The organism is Saccharopolyspora sp. NPDC047091 (assembly GCF_040643635.1).
Taxonomy (GTDB): domain Bacteria; phylum Actinomycetota; class Actinomycetes; order Mycobacteriales; family Pseudonocardiaceae; genus Saccharopolyspora_C.
In genome coordinates this window covers 43,363-66,327 of the sequence record NZ_JBEYUS010000006.1, presented here as the reverse complement: position 1 = coordinate 66,327, position 22,965 = coordinate 43,363, and the positions used below count along the sequence as shown (strand labels likewise).

At 73.0% G+C, this 22,965-nt stretch carries 21 protein-coding genes and 1 riboswitch; of the genes, 12 read left to right on the top strand and 9 right to left on the bottom strand.

Annotation, left to right across the window (positions count from 1 at the left end; all coding sequences use genetic code 11):
• Positions 1-13 precede the first annotated feature (13 nt).
• The 3 genes from ABZ805_RS04995 to ABZ805_RS04985 form a co-directional block, all read right to left on the bottom strand.
• A complete protein-coding gene (locus tag ABZ805_RS04995; protein WP_358434505.1) occupies positions 14-733 on the bottom strand; it encodes an ASCH domain-containing protein in 720 nt (239 codons plus the stop codon).
• A 97-nt stretch (positions 734-830) separates the two neighbouring features.
• Positions 831-1,802, bottom strand: a complete 972-nt coding sequence (locus tag ABZ805_RS04990) for a glycosyltransferase family 2 protein (protein WP_358434502.1) — start codon at positions 1,800-1,802, stop codon at positions 831-833.
• On the bottom strand, positions 1,799-3,538 hold the full coding sequence (locus tag ABZ805_RS04985) for a hypothetical protein (protein WP_358434499.1): 1,740 nt from the start codon (positions 3,536-3,538) through the stop codon (positions 1,799-1,801). The genes ABZ805_RS04990 and ABZ805_RS04985 overlap by 4 nt, the downstream gene beginning before the upstream one ends.
• A 445-nt stretch (positions 3,539-3,983) precedes the next feature.
• On the opposite strand from ABZ805_RS04985, the gene rplU reads away from it, so the two are divergent.
• The 4 genes from rplU to proB all read left to right on the top strand — a co-directional run bounded on the left by rplU (position 3,984) and on the right by proB (position 7,285).
• Positions 3,984-4,292 (top strand): 50S ribosomal protein L21, encoded by a 309-nt coding sequence (rplU, locus tag ABZ805_RS04980; RefSeq protein ID WP_224961929.1) that lies wholly within the window; start codon positions 3,984-3,986, stop codon positions 4,290-4,292.
• A 14-nt stretch (positions 4,293-4,306) separates the two neighbouring features.
• Positions 4,307-4,567: a 50S ribosomal protein L27 gene (gene rpmA, locus ABZ805_RS04975; RefSeq protein WP_224961931.1), complete on the top strand. Its 261-nt coding sequence runs from the start codon at positions 4,307-4,309 to the stop codon at positions 4,565-4,567.
• A 109-nt stretch (positions 4,568-4,676) separates the two neighbouring features.
• Positions 4,677-6,164, top strand: coding sequence for a GTPase ObgE (obgE, locus tag ABZ805_RS04970; RefSeq protein WP_358434738.1), 1,488 nt, complete (start codon positions 4,677-4,679; stop codon positions 6,162-6,164).
• A complete protein-coding gene (proB, locus tag ABZ805_RS04965; protein WP_358434494.1) occupies positions 6,161-7,285 on the top strand; it encodes a glutamate 5-kinase in 1,125 nt (374 codons plus the stop codon). The genes obgE and proB overlap by 4 nt, the downstream gene beginning before the upstream one ends.
• Here the strand turns inward: proB and ABZ805_RS04960 are convergent.
• Complete coding sequence (locus ABZ805_RS04960) at positions 7,282-8,562, bottom strand: MFS transporter (protein ID WP_358434491.1); 1,281 nt, start codon at positions 8,560-8,562, stop codon at positions 7,282-7,284. The two genes, proB and ABZ805_RS04960, sit on opposite strands and share 4 nt — an antisense overlap.
• An 83-nt stretch (positions 8,563-8,645) precedes the next feature.
• Complete coding sequence (locus ABZ805_RS04955) at positions 8,646-10,763, bottom strand: RecQ family ATP-dependent DNA helicase (protein WP_358434488.1); 2,118 nt, start codon at positions 10,761-10,763, stop codon at positions 8,646-8,648.
• Between the two features lie 108 nt (positions 10,764-10,871).
• Here ABZ805_RS04955 and ABZ805_RS04950 point away from each other — a divergent pair, with 108 nt between their 5' ends.
• Together ABZ805_RS04950 and nadD are read left to right on the top strand one after the other, a co-directional pair.
• On the top strand, positions 10,872-12,176 hold the full coding sequence (locus ABZ805_RS04950; protein ID WP_358434735.1) for a glutamate-5-semialdehyde dehydrogenase: 1,305 nt from the start codon (positions 10,872-10,874) through the stop codon (positions 12,174-12,176).
• Between the two features lie 93 nt (positions 12,177-12,269).
• Positions 12,270-12,893, top strand: a complete 624-nt coding sequence (gene nadD, locus ABZ805_RS04945; protein ID WP_358434485.1) for a nicotinate-nucleotide adenylyltransferase — start codon at positions 12,270-12,272, stop codon at positions 12,891-12,893.
• Positions 12,894-13,226: 333 nt separating this feature from the next.
• Here the strand turns inward: nadD and ABZ805_RS04940 are convergent, their stop codons facing one another.
• The gene (locus ABZ805_RS04940; RefSeq protein ID WP_358434482.1) at positions 13,227-13,697 is read right to left on the bottom strand and encodes a GNAT family N-acetyltransferase; all 471 of its coding nucleotides are present in this window, start codon (positions 13,695-13,697) and stop codon (positions 13,227-13,229) included.
• A 181-nt stretch (positions 13,698-13,878) separates the two neighbouring features.
• Positions 13,879-14,373, bottom strand: coding sequence for a GNAT family N-acetyltransferase (locus ABZ805_RS04935; RefSeq protein ID WP_358434479.1), 495 nt, complete (start codon positions 14,371-14,373; stop codon positions 13,879-13,881).
• A 147-nt stretch (positions 14,374-14,520) separates the two neighbouring features.
• Here ABZ805_RS04935 and rsfS point away from each other — a divergent pair, with 147 nt between their 5' ends.
• From rsfS to ABZ805_RS04910, 5 genes are all read left to right on the top strand, one after another.
• Positions 14,521-14,904 (top strand): ribosome silencing factor, encoded by a 384-nt coding sequence (gene rsfS / locus ABZ805_RS04930; RefSeq protein ID WP_358434476.1) that lies wholly within the window; start codon positions 14,521-14,523, stop codon positions 14,902-14,904.
• A complete protein-coding gene (locus ABZ805_RS04925) occupies positions 14,901-15,512 on the top strand; it encodes a histidine phosphatase family protein (RefSeq protein ID WP_358434473.1) in 612 nt (203 codons plus the stop codon). Before rsfS ends, ABZ805_RS04925 begins: the two co-directional genes overlap by 4 nt.
• A gap of 27 nt (positions 15,513-15,539) precedes the next feature.
• Positions 15,540-16,400: a DegV family protein gene (locus ABZ805_RS04920; RefSeq protein WP_358434470.1), complete on the top strand. Its 861-nt coding sequence runs from the start codon at positions 15,540-15,542 to the stop codon at positions 16,398-16,400.
• 159 nt (positions 16,401-16,559) lie between these two features.
• On the top strand, positions 16,560-17,474 hold the full coding sequence (locus ABZ805_RS04915) for a ComEA family DNA-binding protein (protein ID WP_358434467.1): 915 nt from the start codon (positions 16,560-16,562) through the stop codon (positions 17,472-17,474).
• Positions 17,471-19,840: a ComEC/Rec2 family competence protein gene (locus tag ABZ805_RS04910; protein WP_358434464.1), complete on the top strand. Its 2,370-nt coding sequence runs from the start codon at positions 17,471-17,473 to the stop codon at positions 19,838-19,840. The genes ABZ805_RS04915 and ABZ805_RS04910 overlap by 4 nt, the downstream gene beginning before the upstream one ends.
• Positions 19,841-19,896: 56 nt before the next feature.
• Here the strand turns inward: ABZ805_RS04910 and thrC are convergent, their stop codons facing one another.
• Entirely contained in the window at positions 19,897-21,165 is a 1,269-nt protein-coding gene (gene thrC, locus ABZ805_RS04905) for a threonine synthase (RefSeq protein ID WP_358434461.1), read from the bottom strand.
• 12 nt (positions 21,166-21,177) lie between these two features.
• A riboswitch (SAM riboswitch) is annotated at positions 21,178-21,305 on the bottom strand.
• Between the two features lie 106 nt (positions 21,306-21,411).
• Here thrC and holA point away from each other — a divergent pair.
• Positions 21,412-22,395 carry a DNA polymerase III subunit delta gene (gene holA, locus ABZ805_RS04900; protein ID WP_358434458.1) on the top strand — a complete coding sequence of 328 codons (984 nt, stop codon included), beginning with the start codon at positions 21,412-21,414 and terminating at the stop codon, positions 22,393-22,395.
• Positions 22,396-22,659: 264 nt separating this feature from the next.
• Here the strand turns inward: holA and rpsT are convergent, their stop codons facing one another.
• A complete protein-coding gene (gene rpsT / locus ABZ805_RS04895) occupies positions 22,660-22,920 on the bottom strand; it encodes a 30S ribosomal protein S20 (RefSeq protein WP_224960363.1) in 261 nt (86 codons plus the stop codon).
• Positions 22,921-22,965 lie beyond the last annotated feature (45 nt).

Genomic DNA, 22,965 nt, shown 5'->3' with positions numbered 1-22,965 from the left:
AGCCCTGGCGCCGTCACCAGCGCGGCGCGAACCGCACCACGTCGACCTCGGCCGTCCCGGTCAACCCGGGGTAGTGCGCGGCCAGCGCCGCGCGCAGCTCGGCCAGGCCGGCGAACCCGTCCAGCACCGCGTCCTCGTCGGTGAGCGCGTCCACGGCCTCGCGCCGCACTTCGGTGATCTCGGCGGGCAGCGTCGTCGCCGACCCGTCCGCGTGCTCGAACACCAGCCGCACCGGTCCGGTCCGCACCGGGTCGTGCACCCGCACGGTGCTGCGCTTGGAGCCGTCGCGGACCGCGTCCAGGTAGCCGTCCCACAGGTGCAGCGCCGGTGGCGGCCCGTCCGGCGCGTAGTCCCGGTAGTCGTAGGGCAGCGGCAGCAGGTCGGCGATCGGCACCGCTTCGAGGCCGTTCTTGCCGTGGACGATCGCCCGCGACCCCGGGAAGTAGTCGTAGAGCTGCTGCCTGCACCGGCCGCAGGGCGGGATGACCTGCCTGCCGCGGGCCAGCACCGCCACCATCGTCGTCAGCGGTGCGGACCCGGAGGCGGCGGCCTGGCCGATCACGACGGGTTCCGCGCAGGGGCCGCCGGTGAAGTGCGAGACGTTCATCCCGGTGAAGACCTCGCCCCGCTCGTCGTAGGCGGCGGCCGACACCTGGTGGTCGTCGTTGAGCGTGGCGCGGTCGAGCACGGCGGTGGCCCGCCGCACCAGTTCGAGGTCCGCATCGGTGAGCATGGGGCCCGATGCTAGGCCGCGGCGTGCCGCCTCGTCCGCTCCTCTTCCCGCGGCCGGACGAGTTCTCGTGGCCGGACGAGCGCGGTGCGGGCAAGGCTCACGCGGTGGAGCGAGCGGGCTCGGTGTCCGCGGCGACCAGGTCGGTGACGTCCGCATCGCGCCCGGTGCGGTGCAGCACCAGCTCCGCGAGCAGCCCGGTGGAGATCATCTGCACCGCGAAGATCTCCAGCAGGATGCCCAGCGTCAGCAGCGGCCGCGTCCCGATCGACTGCTCGGTGAACACCCACACCCCGGTCAGGTACAGCAGGATCAGGGTGCCCGCCGTGCCCGCGGCCATGCCGAGCCCGCCGAACAGGTGCGCGGGCCGCCGCCCGTAGCGGGTCAGCGCCACCACGGTGAGCAGGTCCAGCGCGCCGCGCACGTAGCGCTCCAGCCCGTACTTGGAGGTGCCGTGCTCGCGGGCCCGGTGGTGCACGGCCAGCTCCCGCACCCGGTAGCCCAGCTGGTGGGCCAGCGCCGGGATGTAGCGGTGCAGCTCGCCGTACAGCGGCACCCGCCGGTACACCTCGGTGCGGGCCGCCTTGAGCCCGCAGTTGTGGTCGGAGAGCCGCAGCCCGGTGATCACGCCGGTCATCCAGTTGAAGAACTTCGACGGCAGCCGCTTGCCCAGCGGGTCCTTGCGCTGCGCCTTGTGCCCGCTGACGAGGTCGGCGCCCGCGTCGAGCTCGGCGAGCAACCGCGGCACCTCGGCCGGGTCGTCCTGCAGGTCGGCGTCGAGGGTGACCAGCAGCCGCCCGCGCACTTCGCCGACGCCCGCGGCGAGCGCGGCGGCCTTGCCGAAGTTCCGCCGCATCCGCAGGCCGCGGATGCGCGGGTCGGCGGCCGCGTGCTCGGTGATGATCCGCCAGCTGTCGTCGGTGCTGCCGTCGTCGACGACGAGCAGCTCCCAGCTGCGCTGCTGGGCGTCCATCACGGCGGTGATCTCGGCGAACAGCTTCGGCAGGCTCGCGGCCTCGTCCTTCGCCGGGGTCAGCAGGGACACCTCGACGGTCGCGGCGGATTCGCTCACGAGGTCACCTCCGGGTGTTCGGTGAGCGGGCGGATCCACCAGCCGTCGGGGAAGCGGAACGCGACGCGCAGCGGGCCCGCGGTGTCGGCGGGGACCACCGCGCGGTAGCCGAGGCCGATCTCGATGCCGGGGGTCTGGCCCTCGGCGTCGGAGCGGGGGATGTCCACCACGCCGCCGCCGACGACTTCGCCCTGCTGGTCGAGGACCGCGACGCACCGGGCGCGTTCGATGCCGGAGATCGCCCAGCCCTTGAGCATCCGGGCACCGCCCTGCACCTGGTCGGTCTCCACGTTGAGGACCACGTCCCAACCGGCGGGCCGCGGTTCCCGGTAGCTGCCGATGCTGGGCACCCGCCAGTCGGCGGTGCTCACCCGCGAGCCGATCTCGACGCCGTCGCCGCAGCCGAGGGTGAACTCGTCGGAGAACGGGTAGTGGCCGAGCGCGCGCAGCCGCGGCAGCAGCCGCTCGGGGGACGGGAAGCGGTCGGTGAACGCGTCGGTGGTGCCGACCTTCGCGGCGACCGCGAGCAGGTCCTGGTTCGGCGCGTCCTCGCGGACCGCCTGCGCCATCGGCGCGCCCAGCGCGACGGTGCCGAGCACGGTGGTGAACACCGCGATCGACCGGACGCCGGGCCACCGCGCCCAGGCGACGGCGATGACCAGCACCGCGATCCACAGCGCCGCGGTCATGCTGTTGTACCGGCTCTGCAGCCCGGCGGATTCGCCGAACGCGGCCCGCGAACCGGAGATCATCACCGCGCAGCCCACCGCGTACACGGCGAGGCCCCACCAGGGCGCGCTGGCCGCGCGGTGCTCCGGGCGCAGGCAGCCGGGCAGGTGCAGCGCGAGGACCGCCAGCCCGGCGACCCCGGCGACGAGCGCCAGCGACGGCTCGGTGCCGGTCCACACCATGCCGAGCATGCTCAGCCCGGCCAGCAGGGCCTGCGCCGGATCGTCGGTGGGGGAGGCCCCGCCGCCGCCCTGCGGCCCGCGCAGCAGCAGCCAGGCGGCGACCACGACCACGCCGACGACCATCGGGGTGGCGACCCGCCCGCGCCGCTCGCCGCGCATCCAGCCGACCACCGACAGCGCGGGCCACACCGCGAACGAGGTGCCGTAGCTGATCGAGGCCAGCAGCCCCAGCAGCACCGCGGGCAGCAGCCGTCCCCGCTGCATCGCCAGCAGGGCGCCCAGCACCAGCAGCATCGCCAAGATCCACGAGGCGCCGCTCATCGAGCGCACGAAGTTGTGGATGCCGTGCGGGTTGAACACCAGCGTCGAGGTCGCCACCACCAGCGCCGCCCGCTGCCACCGGCCGAGCGAGGCGGGCAGCATCACCGACACCAGCAGCACGCAGCCCACGCCGAACGCCAGCACCACCAGCCCCAGCGGGTGGTTGAGCCCGTGCCCGAACCGGGCGCTGAGCCAGAACAGCAGGCTCGGGAGCACGAACGGGTGCTCGTTGCGGAAGCCGAACAGCGCTTCCGGCCGCAGCGAGCCGTCCTCGCCGGTGATGTCCAGCAGGACCCACCAGTAGTCGTAGAAGTGCAGCTGGGGTGCGCGCAGCACCTCCCGCAGCATCATCAGCGGCGGTATGAGGGCCGACAGCAGCAGCAACCGGGGCCCGAGCGGACCTTCGCGCAGCCGCCGGAAGCGGTCGCGCGCCGGGTCGTCCCGGCCCTCGGCTGCGGTGTGCTCGTCGCGCCCCGGAACGGACTCGGCGGCGATCTCGGTCACGCGAATTTCCCCATGTCACGGTCGAACGGCGACCCACCGTAGCAAGCGGTCCGGCGCGGTCCGGGGCCTTCGCCCGCATTGATCGGTGCGCCGTTCGCCACGTTCGGCGAGCGGGTCCGGCGGGCTTCCGGCGGGCGGGTTCCGGGGGTGCTCGCCGGGCCGGGCAGGGCTTGGCATACGCTGTCGTCCTGCCCGCTCGCGGCTGCTCCGACCCCTCGCGGTCGGGAGCCACCGGGTGGTCTGTATGCTGTGTGAGCACTTCTCGCCGCCGGACGGGCGGAGAGGCAAAACGCCTGTAGAACCCGGTGTGCCCCTCGTGGGGACGAGGGTCGCGACACAGGAACCCCCCGAAGCCCGGCCTGGCCGGGCGGTAGGAACTCCGGTTCGCCGGAGAGGGCGTCAACGGGTGAACCAAGCGAACCGAGTAGCAGGAGACTTCCGACTCATGTACGCGATCGTCAAGACCGGCGGCAAGCAGTACAAAGTGGCGGTCGGGGACGTCGTCGAGGTCGAGAAGCTCGAAGGCGACTCCGGCACCGAGGTCACCTTCCCGGCTGTTCTGGTCGTCGACGGCACCGACGTCACCGCCGACGCCGACGCACTGGCGAAGGTTTCGGTGACCGGGAAGCTGGTCGAGCAGACCAAGGGCCCCAAGATCCGCATCCACAAGTTCAAGAACAAGACCGGATACCAGAAGCGCCAGGGTCACCGTCAGAAGTTGACCCGCGTTGAGGTCACCGGCATCACCAAGTGAGGACCTGAGTAGTCATGGCACACAAGAAGGGCGCTTCCAGCTCTCGCAACGGCCGCGACTCGAACCCCCAGTACCTCGGGGTCAAGCGCTACGGCGGCCAGGTCGTCAAGGCCGGTGAGATCCTGCTCCGGCAGCGCGGCACCAAGTTCCACCCCGGCCTGAACGTCGGCCGCGGCAAGGACGACACGCTGTTCGCGCTGTCGGCCGGTGAGGTCGAGTTCGGCAGCAAGCGCGGTCGCAAGACCGTCAACATCGTGCCGGCCGAGGTCGTCTGACCCGGCTCTCGGCACTAGCAGTTCCCGACGAGGGGCGGGTCCGGTCTCTGCACCGGCCCGCCCCTCGTTCGCGTTCGCGGAACGCATCGAATGTCAGCACTTCCCGCACCTGGAGGGACTCGTGTCGCGGTTCGTTGACCGCGTGACCATCCACATCGCCGCAGGCGATGGGGGCAATGGCTGCGCCTCGGTCCACCGGGAGAAGTTCAAGCCGCTCGGCGGCCCGGACGGTGGCAACGGCGGTCGCGGCGGTGACGTGCGGCTCGTCGTCGACCCGGGCGTGCACACGCTCCTGGACTTCCACCACCGCCCGCACGCGACCGCGGCCAACGGCAAGCAGGGCCGCGGGAGCCTGCGCAACGGCGCGATCGGCGACGACCTGGTGCTGCCGGTGCCGGACGGCACGGTGGTGCTCACCGCGGACGGCGAGGTGCTGGCCGACCTGGTCGGGCCGGGCACCACGTTCGTCGCGGCCGAAGGCGGCCGCGGTGGGCTGGGCAACGCGGCGCTGGCCTCGAAGGCCCGCAAGGCGCCCGGTTTCGCGCTGCTCGGCGAGCCGGGCGGCGAGCACGAACTGGTGCTGGAGCTGAAGTCCGTCGCCGACGTGGGCCTGCTCGGCTTCCCGTCGGCGGGCAAGTCCTCGCTGATCTCGGTGGTCTCCGCGGCCAAGCCGAAGATCGCGGACTACCCGTTCACCACGCTGGTGCCGAACCTCGGCGTGGTCACCGCGGGCGAGACGGTGTTCACCGTCGCCGACGTGCCCGGCCTCATCCCCGGCGCCAGCGAGGGCCGCGGGCTGGGCCTGGACTTCCTGCGGCACATCGAGCGGTGCGCGGTGCTGGTGCACGTGGTGGACTGCGCCACGCTGGAACCGGGCCGCGACCCGCTATCCGACGTGGATGCGCTGGAGGAGGAGCTGGCCCGGTACACGCCGGCGCTGGAGGGCGAGCACGGCGACCTCGGCGACCGGCCGCGGCTGGTGGTGCTGAACAAGGTGGACGTGCCGGAGGCGCGGGAGCTCGCCGACCTGATCCGCCCCGACCTGGAGGCCCGCGGCCTGCGCGTGTTCGAGGTGTCCACGGCCAGCCACGAAGGCCTCCGCGAGCTCTCGTTCGCGCTGGGCGAAGAGGTCGAGCGCTACCGGGCGTCGCTGCCCGAGCCGGAACCGGCGCGGGTCGTGGTGCGCCCGCACGCCATCGGCGACAGCGGCTTCACGGTGGAGACCGATCCGGAGGACGACGAGGCGTTCATCGTGCGCGGCGAGAAGCCGGAGCGCTGGGTGCGCCAGACCGCGTTCGACAACGACGAGGCGGTGGGCTTCCTCGCCGACCGGCTCGCGAAGCTCGGCGTGGAAGAGGCGCTCGGCAAGGCGGGCGCCGAACCGGGCAGCCAGGTCACCATCGGCGGCGTCACGTTCGACTGGGAGCCGTCCACCCCGGCCGGGGTCGCCGCCGTGCTCACCGGCCGTGGCACCGACTCGCGCCTGGACGCGACCGACCGGATCGGCGCGTCCGACCGGAAGGCGGCGAAGAAGGCGCGCCGCGGGAACCTCGACGCCGAAGGCGGCTACGCCGGGGGAGCCGAGGAGGACGAGTGACCGGCGCGGTGCAGTCCTCGCGGACCCGGGAGTCGATCGCGGCGGCGCACCGCATCGTCGTCAAGGTCGGTTCGTCCTCGCTGACCACCGGCAGGGGAGCGCTGGACCAGGCGCGGCTCGCGTCCCTGGTGGACGCGGTGGAGGCGAGGGCCGCCACCGGCTGCCAGGTCGTGGTGGTGTCCTCCGGTGCCATCGCCGCCGGGATCGCCCCGCTGGGGCTGCGCCGCCGCCCGCGGGACCTGGCGACGAAGCAGGCCGCCGCGAGCGTGGGGCAGCAGGCGCTGGCCCACGCCTACGCCGAGTCCTTCGCCCGCTACCGGCGCACCGTGGGGCAGGTGCTGCTCACCGCCGACGACGTGGTGCGGCGTTCGCACTACCGCAACGCGCAGCGCACGCTGAACCGGCTGCTCACCCTCGGCGTGGTGCCGGTGGTGAACGAGAACGACACGGTGGCCACCGCGGAGATCCGGTTCGGCGACAACGACCGGCTGGCCGCGTTGGTGTCGCACCTGGTCGGTGCGGACGCGCTGCTGCTGCTGTCCGATGTGGACGCCTTGTACGACGGTGATCCGCGCGGCGGCGGGGCGTCGGCGATCCGCGAGGTCACCAGCGCCGCCGACCTGGCCGGGGTGGACGCGGGCGCCTCGGGTTCCGGGGTGGGCACCGGTGGCATGGCCTCGAAGGTGGAGGCGGCGCGGGTGGCGTGCACCGCGGGCATCCCGGTACTGCTGACCTCGGCGGCGCAGGCCGCGCGGGCGCTCGGCGACGCCGACGTGGGCACCGCGTTCGCGACCACCGGCAGCAGGCTCTCCGCCCGGCGCTTCTGGTTGGCGCACGCGGCGGGGGCGCGCGGCCGGTTGTGGCTCGACGACGGCGCGGTCTCGGCCGTGGTGCGGCGGCGCCGGTCGCTGCTGGCGGCCGGGATCACCTCGGTGGAGGGCGCGTTCGACGGCGGGGACGTGGTGGAACTCGTCGACCCGGCCGGGGCCGTGGTGGCGCGCGGCGTCGTCGCTTACGACGCGGCGGAACTGCCCGAGCTCATCGGCCGGTCCAGCCACGAACTGCCCGCCGAGCAGCGCCGCGAAGTGGTGCACGCCGACGACCTGGTGCCGCTGCGCTAGCGCAGCTCGCTGCCCCTGGTCTCCGGCAGCGCGAGGATCACGAAGAACGCGAGGACGGCCGCGGCCGCGATGTACCAGAAGAACAGCGCCTCCGCGCCGAACGCGGCGAACGCCTGGATCACCAGCGGCGCCGTCCCGCCGAACACCGCGACGGTCAGGTTGTACCAGGCGCCGATGCCGAGACCGCGCAGCTCCGTCGGGAACAGCTCCGACATGATCGCCGGTGCGATCGAGGTCATCGCCGAGTAGAGCCCGACGCCGACGCAGAACACCACCAGCAGCCCGCCGAGGCCCGGCCCGACCAGCGCGGACAGCGGCACGATCAGCACCGCCGTCGCGGCCGACCACACGAGCAGCTGCGGCTTGCGGCCGAACCGGTCCGAGAGCGCCCCCATCGGGTACTGCAGCGCGATGAACAGCACCGTCGCCACCGACAGCGCCAGGAACACGTCCGTGGCGTCGGCGTGCCGGGTGTCCACGGCGAACGGGGTGAGCGCGCTGAAGAACGTGTAGTAGCAGAGCGTGGAGAGCATGCTGAACCCGATGAGCATGCCCACGGCCTTCGGGTGCCACCGCAACGTCGTCCACAGTGGACTGCGCAGCGCTCGCGCCTTCTCCCGGTTGTCGGCGAACTGCTCGGTCTCCTCCAGCGACCGCCGCAGCCAGATCCCGATCAGGCCGAGCACACCGCCGACGACGAACGGGATGCGCCAGCCGAACGCGGTCAGCTGCTGCTCGCTCAGCACCGAGGTCAGCAGGTACCCGAGCAGCGAGGCCACCAGCAGCGCCGCCCCGGTGGAGATGTAGAAGAACGCCGAGTAGCGGCCGCGCCTGCTCGCCGGGGCGATCTCGGCGAGGTAGGCGGAGGCGTTCGACACCTCGCCGCCCAGCGACAGCCCCTGCCCGACGCGCGCCAGCACCAGCAGCGCCGGTGCGCCCCAGCCGATCAGGTCGAAGGTCGGCAGCACCCCGATGAGCAGCGAGCCGCCCGCCATCAGCACGATCGTCAGCAGCATCGCGGTCTTGCGCCCGCGCAGGTCGGCGAACCGGCCCAGCAGCCAGCCGCCGAGCGGGCGGAAGAAGAACGCCAGCGCGAACGTCGCCAGCGTGTTGACCAGCGCGAGCTCACCGGGGAAGAAGCGGGTCGCGAAGTACACGCTGAACGCGCTGTAGATCGTCCAGTCGTACCACTCGATCGCATTGCCGATGCTGGCCGCGACCAGCTTGCGCACCGGAAGCCGGTGCCGTTCCGGCACTTCCGACCTCGACGTGACCATCCGCAGCCTCCCCCGCACAGATCGCGCCACACTATGGCGGCCCGCGCCGGTTGGGAACCCTTCCCAGCCCCCGGGAACCTCGGTCAGCCGGTCGAGGCGAGGGCGAACGGCAGCACCGCCGGGGCGCCCGCGAGCCGCAGCGTGCGGGCCACGATCGCCGCGGTCCAGCCGGTGTCGGCGTAGTCGTCCATCAGCAGCACCGGGCCGTCCAGTTCGGCCACTCGCGCCGCGAGCTCGTCGGGGATCTTGAACTGGCCGCGGAGCGAGCCGACGCGCTGCGCGCTGTTGCCCCGCCGCGGCGTGCCGTCCGGATTCGTGGCGACCTCGCCGAGCAGCGGCAGCCTGCCGATGGTGGCGATGCGCTGCGCGAGGCTGCGCACCAGCAGCGGCCTGCTGTTCGAGCCGATGGAGATCACGCCGACCGGCCGCTGCTCCCACTCCCACGAGGCGAGCACCTGCACGCACGCCTGGAACAGGTCCTCCGGCAGCTCCTGGTCCGGGACGCCGGTGCCCAGCAGGTCGCGCAGCCGGTTGCCCCAGCCGATGTCGGTGAGCCTGCCGACGGCCCGCCCCTGCTCGGCGCGTTCCGCCGCGGGCAACCGCCCGGACACGGGCACGCCCAGCGCGTCCATCCCGGTCGGCCACAGCTTGCGCGGCTCCAGCTCCACGCCGGGGCGGCGCAGCCGCTCGTTCGCCCGCTGCACCACCTGCTCGTCGACCTCGGCGGAGTGGTGCTCGCCGGTGCAGTTGTCGCAGCGCCCGCACGGTTCCGCGTACGGGTCGTCGAGCTGGCGGCGCAGGAACTCCATCCGGCAGTCCGCGGTGGCGAGGTAGTCCAGCATCGCCCGCTGCTCGGCGGCGCGTTCCGCGGCGATCCACCCGTAGCGCTCGGCCTCGTAGGTCCACGGCTCGCCGGTCGCCTCCCAGCCGCCCTTGACCCGGCGCACCGCGCCGTCCACGTCGAGGACCTTGAGCACCATCTCCAGCCGGGACCGGCCCAGGTCCACGCGCGGCTCCAGCGCCGCGGTGGACAGCGTGCCCCCTTCGGCGAGCGCGTCGAGGATGGCGCGCACGGTCGGCTCCGGCGGGAACGCCATCGACGCGAAGTAGCGCCAGATCTCCTGGTCCTCCGGGCCGGGCAGCAGCAGCGCCTCCGCCCGCCGCACCCCGCGCCCGGCGCGACCGATCTGCTGGTAGTAGGCGATCGGCGAGGACGGCGCCCCCAGGTGCACCACGAACCCCAGGTCGGGCTTGTCGAAGCCCATGCCCAGCGCCGAGGTGGCGACCAGCGCCTTCACCCGGTTCGCCAGCAGGTCCTCCTCGGCGCGCTGCCGCTCCTCCGGATCGGTGCGGCCCGAGTAGGACGCCACCTCGAAGCCCTGGTCGCGCAGGTAACCGGCGACCTCCTCGGTGGCGGCGACGGTGAGCGTGTAGATGATCCCGGAACCGGTGAGCCCGCCGAGGTTGCCGGCCAGCCACGCCAGCCGGGCCTGCGCGGTCGGCAGCGACACCACGCCGAGCCGCAGGCTCTCCCGGTCGAGGGTGCCGCGCAGCACCAGCGTCTCCTGCGGATCGCTGAACTCGCCGCCGACGCCGAGCTGCTCGGAGACGTCCTGCACCACCCGGTCGTTGGCGGTGGCGGTCGTGGCCAGCACCGGCACGCCCTCGGGGAGCTCGCCCAGCAGCGTCCGCAGCCTGCGGTAGTCCGGGCGGAAGTCGTGGCCCCAGTCGGAGATGCAGTGCGCCTCGTCGACCACCAGCAGGCCCGCGCTCTGGGTGAGCTCCGGCAGCACGGTGTCCCGGAAATCCGGATTGTTCAGCCGTTCGGGGCTCACCAGCAGCACGTCCACGTCGCCGACGGCGATCTGCTCCTCGATGGCCTGCCACGCCTGCGGGTTCGCCGAGTTGATGCTGGCGGCCCGGACCCCGGCGGCCTCGGCTGCGGCGACCTGGTTGCGCATCAGCGCCAGCAGTGGCGAGACGATCACCGTCGGACCTTCGCCGAGTTCGCGCAGCAGCGCCGTGGCCAGGAAGTACACCGCCGATTTGCCCCAGCCGGTGCGCTGCACCACGAGCGCGCGGCGGCGGTGCAGCACGAGCGCTTCGATGGCGCGCCACTGGTCGTCGCGCAGCACGGCGTCCGGACCGGCCAGCGCGCGGAGCCGTTCGTCGGCGAGTTCCCGCAGGGCTTGTTCGTCCACGCCACGATTCCTACCGGACGGCTCCGACGCGCCCGGCACCGCCCGCCGGTTCGTCACCAGCGGAACTCCGTTGCGCCGCCCCACTAGGCTGGGTGCGTGACGACGAGCATCGATGCCTCCACCGACCAGCACGCGCAGGACTCCGGCGACGAGCTCCGCGAGCAGGTGCGCACGGCGGCCCGCGCCGCCCGCGACGCCGCGGCGGAACTGGCCCTGCTGCCGCGCGGCGCCAAGGACGCCGCGCTGCACGCCATGGCCGATGCGCTGGTCGAACGGGCCCCGGAGATCGTGGCGGCGAACGAGCTCGACGTCGCGCGGGCCGAGGAGAACGGCACCGCCGCCGGGCTGATCGACCGGCTGCGGCTGACCACCGACCGCGTCGCGGGCATCGCGGACGGCCTGCGCACCGTCGCCGGGCTGCCGGACCCGACCGGTGAGGTGGTGCGCGGCAACGTGCTCGCCAACGGGCTGCAGCTGCAGCAGGTGCGGGTGCCGCTGGGCGTCGTCGGCATCGTCTACGAGGGCCGGCCCAACGTGACCGTGGACGCGGCCGGGCTCACCGCGAAGTCGGGGAACGCGGTGCTGCTGCGCGGTTCCGCCTCCGCCGAGCGCTCGAACACCGCGCTGGTCGCGGTGCTGCGCGACGTCCTCGTCGAGCAGGGGCTGCCCGCGGACGCGATCCAGCTGCTGCCCAGCCACGACCGCGCCTCGGTGCGGCACCTGATCACCGCGCGCGGGCTGGTCGACGTGGTGATCCCGCGCGGCGGCGCCGGACTGATCTCGACCGTCGTCGAGCAGTCCACCGTGCCCACCATCGAGACCGGCGTCGGCAACTGCCACGTCTACGTCGACGCCCGCGCCGACGTCGACACCGCGCTGCGCATCCTGCTGAACTCCAAGGCCCGCCGCCCCAGCGTGTGCAACGCGGCCGAGACGGTGCTGGTGCACCGGGACATCGCTGCCGAGTTCGTGCCCCGCGCCGTCGCCGAGCTGCGCGCCGCGGGCGTCACCGTGCACGGCGACGAGGAGGTCGCCCGGCTCGGCGGCTCCGGCGTCGTCGCCGCCGAGGAGTCCGACTGGGACACCGAGTACGGCTCGCTGGACATCGCCGCCGCCGTCGTCGACTCGCTGCAGGTCGCCACCGAGCACATCCGTGCGCACGGCTCCGGGCACACCGAGGCGATCGTGACCGACGACGTGCGGGCCGCCCGCTCCTTCACCGCCCGCGTCGACTCGGCGGCCGTCATGGTCAACGCCTCGACCGCGTTCACCGACGGTGCCGAGTTCGGCATGGGCGCCGAGATCGGCATCTCCACCCAGAAGCTGCACGCGCGCGGCCCGATGGGGCTGCCGGAGCTGACCTCCACCAAGTGGCTCGTGTACGGCGACGGGCACGTGCGCCCCGCGAGCTGAGACCGCCGGTGACCGATCCCCGGGGTGGGATCGGTCACCGTCAGGACGTTCATCGGGGCTGGTCGAGGCGTCGCTCGTTTAGGGTCTGCAGTCATGACTCGTCGGCGCCGTATCGGGGTCATGGGTGGCACCTTCGACCCGATCCACCACGGCCACCTCGTAGCGGCCAGTGAAGTGCAGGCCCAGTTCGGCCTCGAACAAGTGATCTTCGTGCCGACCGGTCAGCCGTGGCAGAAGGGCCACGAGGCGGTCAGCCCCGCCGAGGACCGCTACCTGATGACGGTGGTCGCCACCGCCTCCAACCCGCGGTTCCTGGTCAGCCGGGTGGACGTGGACCGCAGCGGCCCCACCTACACCGCCGACACCCTCAGCGACCTGCGCGCGCTGTACCCGGACGCCGAGCTGTACTTCATCACCGGCGCCGACGCGCTGGAGCAGATCCTGTCCTGGCACCGGGTGGAGGAGCTGTTCGACCTCGCCCACTTCATCGGCGTGACGCGCCCCGGCTACTCGCTCAACGGCGCGCACCTGCCGCAGGGATCGGTGTCGCTGGTGGAGATCCCGGCGATGGCGATCTCCTCCACGGGCTGCCGCGAACGCGTCCACGCCGGACTGCCGGTCTGGTACCTCGTCCCCGACGGGATCGTCCAGTACATCACCAAGCGCGGCCTCTACCGCCCGGACGAGGGCGGACCGGCCCCGGAGTGGGGTCCGTGATCGTCCGGTACGACCTCGGTACGACTCGCTCGGGATCGCCCGCGTAGCGCCACGTCGACCGAGGTGCGCGTGCTGTCGATCGCTCCAGGTCAGTCGTGCGCGTAGGCGTTCAGCGGGTCCGCGCGGGGGGAGATATCGGCCTGCGCGCCGGTGTCGTCGTGCTGCGCGAGCCTGCGCGGCGCCGGGTGCGCGTCCGACAGCGTTCGGCTCGTCCGGCCGAACTCGCCGCCGCGTCCGCGCCGCTCCGGGCGGAGGTCGGGACCACGACGGACGCAGCCCTGCGGCGCCGTGCGCGCCCGCGGTGGAGATCGACATCGGCGAGGCCCGCCGCGGTCAGAGCACCTTCTCGAACAGGGTGACGCTGAACAGGCCGTCGGTGAAGTCGCGGCGTCCGACCTCGCGGAAACCGAGGTCGCGGTAGAAGGCGCGGAGGACCTCGTTCGATTCGCCGCAGTCCAGCCGCAGGAACCGCGCCCGACTCGCCCGACCTCGATCGCCTGCCCACCGCAGCAACGAAGAGCCGAGCCCGTGCCCGGCTTTCCGCCGGCTCACCATGAGGCCGTGTACGTAGACGGCCGGTGTGGGGTCGTCGCCCCAGGAGGCCGGGTCGGAACGGAGGATCCGCAAGGCCGCGACGAGACCGAGATCGGCGTCGCGCAGGACGTACCACTCGCGTCGCGCGATCTGGGCCGCGATGTCGTGCGGCCGCACCTCGCCGGGTTTCCACTGGTCGACGTCCTTCACCCGGAGCCAGTCCTCGAGCTCCCGCCGAAGCCGGTGGAGACCGGGCACGTCCGCCGACATCGCCGGTTGGAGGGACGGTGTCCGCTCATGAGTCACGAAAGCCGACGTAGCGGTCCGGAACCGGCGCGCGGCCGTCGTGCGGAACCACTCGCGCCCCCGTCCAGCAGCCGGTGCCGGGCGCTCATCCGGTGGCAGTGGTACGACCCCGAGCACCGGACCCGGTATGCCGCCAAGACTGCGGTCAGGTCAGGTCCAGGGCGAGCAGGACGTCGTCGACGTAGGCCCCGCCGAGCAGGAACTGCTCGCGCTCGACGCCCTCGACCCGGTAGCCGAGCCGCTCGTACAACCGCTGCGCCCGCGCGTTGCTGCCGAGCACCCGCATGGTGATGCGGCGCGCGCCCCGGGCGACCGCTTCCGCGCGAGCGGCGCCGAGGAGCTCGGTCCCGGCCCCGCCACCCTGGTGCTCCGGTGCGACCGACAGGCCGTAGATCTGCTGCACGTGCGCGGCGGCCACGCCGAGCCGGGGCTGGGCCGCCGCCATCGGGACGAGCTTGATCAAGCCGATCGGCTCGTCCGTGGCGAGCGCCACGAGGACGTTCTCCGGGACGACCGGCTCGCGGAAGAACGGGGCGTCGGCGGCGGGTCGGGGGAACACGGATGATTCCGGGGTCCACGCGGCGCGCACGATCCGCGCCAGCGCCCGCTCGTCGTCGTGCCGTGCCGAACGCACCCGCATCTCGCCTCCTCGCCCCGTTCCAGTGTCCGATCGGCGGCAACCGGTTTTCCCGTTCCGCCGTCCGACCCCGGCGGGTCGCGGGAGGCGTGCACGCGCTGGCTATCCTGGGGCGCGTGGGCGGAACCGTGCCCGCCTGAGAGGAGAGACGTGGCAGCCACTGAGGAAGCCCGCAGGCTGGCCCTGGTCGCGGCGCAGGCCGCGGCCGACAAGAAGGCGAACGACCTCGTGCTGCTCGACGTCTCCGAGCAGCTGGTCATCACCGATTGCTTCGTGATCGCCTCGGCGCCGAACGAGCGCCAGGTCGATTCGATCGTGGAGAACGTCGAGGAGAAGATGCGCGCCGCGGGCACCAAGCCCGTGCGGCGCGAAGGCGCGCGCGAGGGGCGCTGGGTGCTGCTCGACTTCGTCGACGTGGTGGTCCACGTGCAGCACACCGAAGAGCGCGAGGTGTACGAGCTGGAACGGCTGTGGAAGGACTGCCCGCGGATCGACTTCGTGGACAGCGCCGAGCAGCGGGACGGCGACGAGTGAGCTTGGCTCGCCTGGTGCTCTGGCGGCACGGTGAGACGGACTACAACGCCGCCGGCCGCATCCAGGGGCACCTGGACACGTCGCTGACCGAGGCGGGTATCGCGCAGGCGCAGCGGGCCGCCCCGGTCGTCGCGGCCTTCGAACCGGAGGTCGCGGTCGGGTCGGACCTGCGCCGCGCGAGCGCCACCGCTGCCGCGTTCACCGAGCTCTCCGGGATGCCGGTGCGGCAGGACAAGCGGCTGCGGGAGACGCACCTGGGCGAGTGGCAGGGCCTCAGCGGCGCCGAGGTGGAGCACGGCTGGCCGGGCTCGATGGCGGTGTGGCGTTCGGACGCCACCTGGTCCCCGCCGGGCGGCGAATCCCGCGTCGAGGTGGCAGAACGGGCCTTCGAGGTCGTGTCCGAGCTGGACACCACCTACCAGGAGACCGCGCTGGTCTGCGCGCACGGCGGCCTCATCACCGGGCTGACGGCCCGGATGCTGGAGCTGCCGGTGGAGCTGTGGCCCAGCCTCGGCGGGATCTCCAACTGCCACTGGGTGGTGCTGACGCGCCGCACCGGGACCGACCGGTGGCGGCTGACCACGTACAACGGTGGTGTCCCCGCCTGAGCACCGCTCCTGGTTAGGGTGGCGCGCGTGTCCGTAGCCGTCGTCACCGATTCGACCGCGTACCTGCCCGCGGGTTTCGCGCAGCGGCACGCGCTCCGGGTGGTCCCGCTGCACGTGAGCGTGCAGGGCGCGGATTCGATCCCGGAGCACGAGTTCGACTCGGGCCGGTTGACGGCCGCCTGGGACCGCAAGGAGCGCGTGACCACGTCCGGCGCGAGTGCGGGCGAGTTCGCCACCGCCTACCGGGAAGCGCTGGAGAGCGGCGCGGACGGCGTCGTGTCGGTGCACCTGTCCCGCCGGTTGTCGGGTACCTGGGACGCGGCTCGGCTGGCGGCTCGCGAGGTCGATCCGGATCGGATCCGGGTGGTCGACTCGCGGTCCGCGGCGATGGGGCTGGGATTCGCGGCGCTGGGCGCGGCGGACAGCGCCCGGGCCGGGGCGGGCCTGTCGGCGGTGGAGAGCCGGGCGGCCCTGATCGCGCAGCGGACCCGCACCCTGTTCTCCGTGCAGACCTTGGAACATCTGCGCCGCGGTGGCCGGATCGGCGCCGCGGCCGCGGTGCTGGGCACGGCGTTGGCCATCAAACCGCTGCTGCACGTCCACGACGGTCGCGTGGAGCTGCTGGAGAAGGTGCGGACCACGGCCCGCGCGCACGCCCGGCTGCTCGACCTGGTGGCCCGCGGCGCGGAGTCCGGGTCGCTGTCGGTGGCGATCCACCACCTGGACGCCCCGGAGTGGGCGGAGCGGTTGGCCGAGCAGTTGCGGCGCCAGGTGTCTGTGGCGCTGGATTGCGTGGTCTCCGAGGTGGGGCCGGTGGTGGGGGCGCACATCGGTCCGGGCGCGCTGGGAGCCGTGGTGCTGCCCGGTGGCTGGCGGCTGGCGGGATGAATTTCCAGTAGCGAAATTCGGATACGGCTTCGTTCCGGGGAACTCTTCATCGCCCGTTCGTGAGGAATTGCGCCGAGTTGTCCACAGGGTGCCGATTCATCCACAGATGTTGAATTCGGGTCTGGCGCGCATTCGGCGCCCGCTCCTACCGTCGAATCCATGGCCGTCCCCACTCTCTTCCGCGGCATCCTCGAGGATTCCGCCGCCCCCGACGACACCCCGCGCAGCCGCCTGCTGGCGCTGAAGCAGCAGGCAGCGCGCGATGGCGCGGGCACCGGACGAACGCTCCGGTACCGCACGTCCGACGACGACAGCGCCGATCCACCCGATGTGCCGGGCGAACCGGAATCGCGCGCCGGACCCGATTCCGCCGGTAGGCATTCCGCCCGCGAACCGTTCCGCGGGCAGTTCGCCGGAATGCGCAGGCACCTGCAGCGGTGGCTGCCCGAATCCGTGCTGCGCGCCAGGATCGATCCCGGCCGCGCGGGACGGATCGGACTGCTGCTCGCCGCCGTGCTGGCACTGCTCGTCGTCGCGGTCACCACCTGGCTGGGCCGTCCCGTCGCCGAACCCGCTCCTGCCCCGCCGGCCCCGCTGCCCGTGGCGGTCGCCGAACCGGAGCCACCGCCGCCGCCACCGGAACTGGTGATCAGCGTCGTCGGAGAGGTGACCCGGCCCGGGCTGGTCACCGTGCCACCGGGCTCCAGGGTCGCCGACGCGCTCCGCGCCGCCGGTGGCACCACCGGGCCGGAGATCGACATCACCGTGCTCAACCTCGCCCGCCGACTCACCGACGGGGAGCAGCTCTACGTCGCCGTCCCGGTACCGCCGGGCGCGGACACCGGGCAGGCCGCGAACCCACCCGGTTCCGGGACGACACCGTCCAAGGTCGACCTGAACACCGCCACGGAGGAGGAACTCGATGCGCTACCAGGAGTCGGCGAGGTCACCGCGGAACGGATCGTGCAGTGGCGCACCGAGCACGGTCGCTTCGGTTCCGTGGACGAACTCCAGGACGTCGACGGTATCGGCGCGGCGAAGCTGGCCAAGCTCCGCGACCTGGTCCAGGTGTGAAGGTCACGTCCTACCCCCGGACCGGCGTGCTCGACCTGCGACTGGTGCCCGCGGCCGTGGTGACCTGGTCGGTGACGCTGGCCGGTCTGCTCGGCGGGTGGGGCGTGGCGGCCGCGCTGGCGATCTCTGCGGTGGTGCTGCTGCCGCTGGTGCGGGCGAGGCGGGCCCGGCGCTGGCGCAACGGGTTGCTGGTGGTGCTGGTCCTGACCGGGATCACCGCGACCGGCGTGGGCATCCGGACCCACTCGGTCGCCGTGCACCCGCTGCACCTCGCCGCGCAGCAGGGCGAACGGGTAGTGGTGCGGGCGTCGCTCACCGCACGCCCGAAACCGCTGCGGGGAGCGTCCTACGGCGCTCGGCGCGCCCAGGACCGCTCGGTGGTGCCGGTGCGGCTGCACTCGGTCGACGTCGGCGACCGGCGGATCGCGGCCGGCGGCCGGGCGCTGCTCCTGGTGCCGACGGAACCGTGGCGCTCGCTGATCGCGGGCCAGCAGGTGACCGCCACCGGGCGAGCCGCGCCGCCGCGCGGCGGGGAACTGCTGACCGCCGCGATCCAAGTCGGCCAGGGACCGGAGCAGGTGCGCCCGGCACCGGGCTGGCAGCGGGTCGCGGAGGGCCTGCGGGACGGCCTGCGCTCGACCTCCCGGACCGTGCTGGGTCCGGAAGCGGCGGGCCTGCTGCCGGGGCTGGTCGTCGGCGACACCGGGCTGCTGCCACCGGAAGTGGTGGAGCAGTTCGAGACCGCCGGGCTGACGCACCTGATGGCGGTGTCCGGGGCGAACCTGGCCATCGTGTGCGGGGCGGTGCTGCTGGCACTGCGCCTGATCGGTGCGGGACCGGTGCCGTGCGCGGTCGGTGCCGGGGTGGCGATGGCCGGGTTCGTGGTGCTCGCGGGACCCGAACCGAGCGTGCTGCGGGCCGCCGTGATGGGCGCGATCACGCTGTTCGCGCTGGCACTGGGCCGCGAGCGCTCGGCACTGCCGACCTTGGCGGGCAGCGTCATCGGCCTGCTGCTGCTCGCTCCCGGGCTGGCGACCACGGCGGGGTTCGCGCTGTCGGTGGCGGCGACGGCGGGACTGGTGCTGCTGGCACCCGGCTGGTCGGCGGCGCTGCACGCCAGGGGAGTGCCGGTCGGGCTCGCCGAGGCTCTCGCGGTGCCCGCGGCGGCGCACCTGGTCACCGCGCCGCTGGTGGCCGCGATCTCCGGACAGGTCAGCCTGGTCGCGGTGGTGGCGAACCTGCTGGCCGGGCCGCTCGTGGCACCCGCGACGGTGCTCGGGGTCGCGGCGACGGTGGTGGCCCCGTGGTGGGCACTGCCGGCGAAGGCGCTGGTGTGGCTGGCAGGACCCGAACTGGAGTGGGTGCTCGCGGTCGCCCGGCACTCGGCGGCCGTGCCGGGGGCGGTCGTCGACTGGCCGTCCGGTGCGGTGGGCGGGATCGCGCTGGCGGTGCTCTCAGCGGTGCTGCTGATCGTGCTGCGCGGCCGCATCGCCCGGCTGGTGCTGATCAGCGCGGTGCTGGTCGTCGTGGTGGTGGTGATCCCGGTCCGCCAGCAGGTGTTCCCCTGGCCGGCGCCGGGGTGGTCGATGGTCGCCTGCGACGTGGGGCAGGGCGACGGGCTGGTGCTGGCCACCGGGCGGGACCGGGAAGCGGTCGTGGTCGACACCGGACCGGACCCGGCGCTGATGGCGGAGTGCCTGCGCCGCTTGCGGATCCGCAGCGTCCCGCTGGTGGTGCTGACCCACCTGCACGCCGACCACGTCGGCGGCATCTCGGCGGTGCTGTCCGGGCGGCAGGTCGGTGCGGTCGCGGTCGGGCCGTTGGACGAACCGGCCTGGGCGGCCCGGGAAGTGCGGGCGGCCGCCCGCACGCACCGGGCACCCGTCATCCCGCTGCGCGCGGGACAGCGGTTGCAGTGGCCGGAACTGGTGCTCGACGTGCTCGGGCCGCGGGGAGCGCTCGCCCGCAGCACGTCCGCGGAGGACGCCAACGACGCGTCGCTGGTGGTCAAGGCGACCACCCGGGCGGGACGGGTGCTGCTGACCGGGGACATCGCGCTGCCCGGGCAGGCCGCGCTGCTCACGTCAGGTGCGGACCTGCGGGCGGAGGTGCTCAAGGTGCCGCACCACGGGTCCCGGTTCACGACGCCGCGGCTGCTCGCACAGGTGCGCCCGCGGCTGGCGGTGATCAGCGTCGGCGCCGGGAACGACTACGGCCACCCGAGCCCGCTCATCCTGGGCGAGCTGCAGCGGCTGGGTGCGCGGATCCACCGCACGGACCGGTCCGGGGACATCGCGATCGTCCCGGGCCGTGGCGGGAGCACCGCGGTGGAGCGGGGCGATCCGCTGCGGCCGGACGAGAAGTGACCGGCGCACCGGTCCGGGACCGTGGGCCGCGGTGCTCCGCGGCCCACGGCCACCGATCACAGGCCGAGGGCCTCGTTCACGGCATCGGTGTTCGGGGCGACGGTCGCCTTCGGACCGACCTGGTCCTGCACGGCGTCCAGCGTCTTGAGGCCGTCGCCGGTGATGAGCAGCACCGTCTCCTGGTCCGGGTCGATCTGACCGGCCTCGATGAGCTTCTTCGCGGTCGCGACGGTGACGCCACCGGCGGTCTCGGCGAAGATCCCCTCGGTGCGGGCCAGCAGCCGGATACCGGCGACGACCTCCTCGTCGGTGACGTCCTCGATGGCCCCGCCGGTGCGCCGGACCACGTCCAGCACGTACGGGCCGTCGGCGGGAGCACCGATCGCCAGCGAACGCGCGATGGTGTCCGGGCGGACCGGCTGCACCACGTCGTGGTTCTGCTTGAACGCGCTGGCCACCGGCGAGCAACCGTTGGCCTGCGCGCCGAAGATCCGGTACGGGCTCTGCTCGACCAGACCGGTCTGGCCGAGCTCGCGGAAGCCCTTGTCCACCTTGGTCAGCTGCGAACCGGAGGCGATGGGCACCACGATCTGCTCCGGCAGCCGCCAGCCGAGCTGCTCAGCGACCTCGAACCCGAGGGTCTTGGAGCCCTCCGAGTAGTACGGCCGCACGTTGACGTTGACGAACGCCCAGTCCTCGTGCTCGGCGGCGAGCTCGGTCGCCAGCCGGTTCACATCGTCGTAGTTGCCGTCCACCGCGAGCAGCGAGCCGTCGTAGACCGCGCTCATCAGGATCTTCGCCCGCTCCAGGTTGGACGGGACGAGGACCACCGAGTCCCAGCCGGCGCGGGCCGCGGCGGCGGCGACGGCGTTGGCGAGGTTGCCGGTGGACGGGCAGGCCAGCACCTTGAACCCGAACTCGCGGGCGGCGGCCAGCGCGACCGCGACCACGCGGTCCTTGAAGGAGTGCGTCGGGTTGCCGGTGTCGTCCTTGATCCAGATCCGCTTGACGCCGAGCGCCTTCGCGAGGTTGTCCGCGCGCACCAGCCGGGTACAGCCGGGCTCGGTGTTCGGGTGCTCCTCGACGTTCGTCGGCACCGGCAGCAGCTTCTTGTAGCGCCAGATGGAGCGGGGGCCTGCCTCGATGTCCTCGCGGCGGATGCGCCCGAAGTCGTAGGCGACCTCCAGCGGCGAGAAGTCCTCCAGGGACACGAACTCGGGCGCCAGCGGCTGGCGGTGCCCCTCTTCCTTCGACACCAGCTCGACGGCCGGACCGAGGTCGTAGGTCTTGCCGGTGGAGTTCGGGGCATGGGCGGCAGCGGTCATCGCGAGGTCCTTTCCTCATCTGTCCCGCGGGCGGGTCGGAGTTGGCACCAATTTCTTCGACTACCTCGCGAATGCCGCGAAAGGTCGAGATGGTTGCCGGGGCTTCATCGGGCCGTTCCCTCTGCCCCTCTGGATGAGCTATTCGGTTGTGGCTGCAACGTTACGGGAGGCCGCCGCGTCCTGGCCAGCACGGGTACCGGCGCACGGACCGGCGGTGGTGTCGCAGGGTCGTGCGACGATGCCCCTATGAGTTCGCCGTCGGTGGTCTGCGATCCGCTGCACCTGATCCTCGGGGACGAGGAACTGCTGGTGGAGCGCGCGCTGTGGGAGGCGGTCGGAGCGGCCCGCGCGGCCGATCCGGAAACCGAGCTGCGCAGGATCAAGGTGAGTGAACTCACCCCGCCGGAGCTGGACGAACTGCTGAGCCCCTCGTTGTTCGCCGAAGGCCGCGTGGTGGCGCTGGAAGCCGCTCAGGACGCGGGCAAGGAGATCGCCGAGGCGATCCTGTCGCACGCGCGGCAGCCCGCGGACGGCGTGGTGCTGGTGATCGTGCACAGCGGAGGCGGCCGTGGGAAGAACGCCAAGGAGTTGCCGAGCGCGTTGCGCAAGCTCAACGCCCGCGTCACCGAGTGCAACAAGATCACGAAGGGGCCGCAGCGAGAGGCGTTCGTCAAGGACGAGGTGCGTCGCGCGGGTGGCCGCATCGATGCCGCCGGAGTCGGCGCGCTGATCGAGACGGTCGGCTTCGACCTGCGCGAGCTGTCCTCGGCGGCCTCCCAGCTGGTCGCCGACACCGGCGGGAAGATCGACGAGTCGGAGGTGCGCCGCTACCACCGCGGCCGCGCCGAGGTGACCGGCTTCGCGGTGGCCGAGAAAGCCGTCACCGGTGACCTGGCCGGAGCGCTGGAAGCGCTGCGCTGGGCGCTCCAGCTGGGCGTCGCGCACGTGCTGATCGCGGACGCCCTGGCCGATTCGGTGCGCACCATCGGCCGCGTCGCCGCCTACGGCCGAGGCGACCCGTTCCGGCTCGCCGGAGACCTCGGCATGCCCGCGTGGAAGGTGAAGAAGGCGCAGGCGCAGGCCAGGGGCTGGAGCAGCGCCACCGTCGCTGAGGCGTTGCGCGCGGTCGCCGTGCTGAACGCGGACGTCAAGGGCATGGCCGCCGACGCGGACCACGCGCTGGAGCGCGCCGTGCTGCGGCTGGTCGAACTGCACTCCTCCCGGAACTGACCCGCGGTCGTCACCCGGCGAGCCCTGCCCGCACCGTCCGGCGACGATCATCGCCGGTGCGCGGTGCGCGGTGCGCGGTGCGCGGTGCGCGGTGCGCGGTGCGCGGTGCCGCACGAACGGCACGCGAGCCCTCAACCCCGCGCGCGAAAACCACTGAGCCCGCGACCTGCCCCCCAGAACGCGAAACGGGGCCCGTCCCCGGAAGGACGGACCCCGCTTCGGGCCGGTGCGCGTGCCGGACGGAGGGCCCGGCCGCGCTCGGGCTCAGAGCTTGTTGACGGCCTGCGCCAGCGCCGACTTCTTGTTCGCGGCCTGGTTGGCGTGGATGACGCCCTTGCCGGCGGCCTTGTCCAGGGTGCGCGAGGCGGCGCGCTGCAGCTCCAGGGCCTTGTCCTTGTCACCGGCGGCAACGGCCTCGCGGAACTTGCGGATGGCGGTCTTGACCGACGACTTCACCGACTTGTTGCGCAGGCGGTTGCGCTCGTTGGTCTTGATCCGCTTCATCTGAGACTTGATGTTGGCCACTGGGGCGCCTCTTTCCTCGATCGGATTCGTCGTGCCGCGCTGAAT

Bases quoted from the DNA above. Each gene is read 5' to 3' on its own strand.
- holA (WP_358434458.1), top strand. From the start codon at position 21,412: ATGAGTTCGCCGTCGGTGGTCTGCGATCCGCTGCACCTGATCCTCGGG.
- ABZ805_RS04995 (WP_358434505.1), bottom strand. From the start codon at position 733: ATGCTCACCGATGCGGACCTCGAACTGGTGCGGCGGGCCACCGCCGTG.
- ABZ805_RS04935 (WP_358434479.1), bottom strand. From the start codon at position 14,373: ATGCGGGTGCGTTCGGCACGGCACGACGACGAGCGGGCGCTGGCGCGG.
- nadD (WP_358434485.1), top strand. From the start codon at position 12,270: ATGACTCGTCGGCGCCGTATCGGGGTCATGGGTGGCACCTTCGACCCG.
- rpmA (WP_224961931.1), top strand. From the start codon at position 4,307: ATGGCACACAAGAAGGGCGCTTCCAGCTCTCGCAACGGCCGCGACTCG.
- ABZ805_RS04940 (WP_358434482.1), bottom strand. From the start codon at position 13,697: ATGTCGGCGGACGTGCCCGGTCTCCACCGGCTTCGGCGGGAGCTCGAG.
- rplU (WP_224961929.1), top strand. From the start codon at position 3,984: ATGTACGCGATCGTCAAGACCGGCGGCAAGCAGTACAAAGTGGCGGTC.
- ABZ805_RS04960 (WP_358434491.1), bottom strand. From the start codon at position 8,562: ATGGTCACGTCGAGGTCGGAAGTGCCGGAACGGCACCGGCTTCCGGTG.
- thrC (WP_358434461.1), bottom strand. From the start codon at position 21,165: ATGACCGCTGCCGCCCATGCCCCGAACTCCACCGGCAAGACCTACGAC.
- ABZ805_RS04915 (WP_358434467.1), top strand. From the start codon at position 16,560: ATGGCCGTCCCCACTCTCTTCCGCGGCATCCTCGAGGATTCCGCCGCC.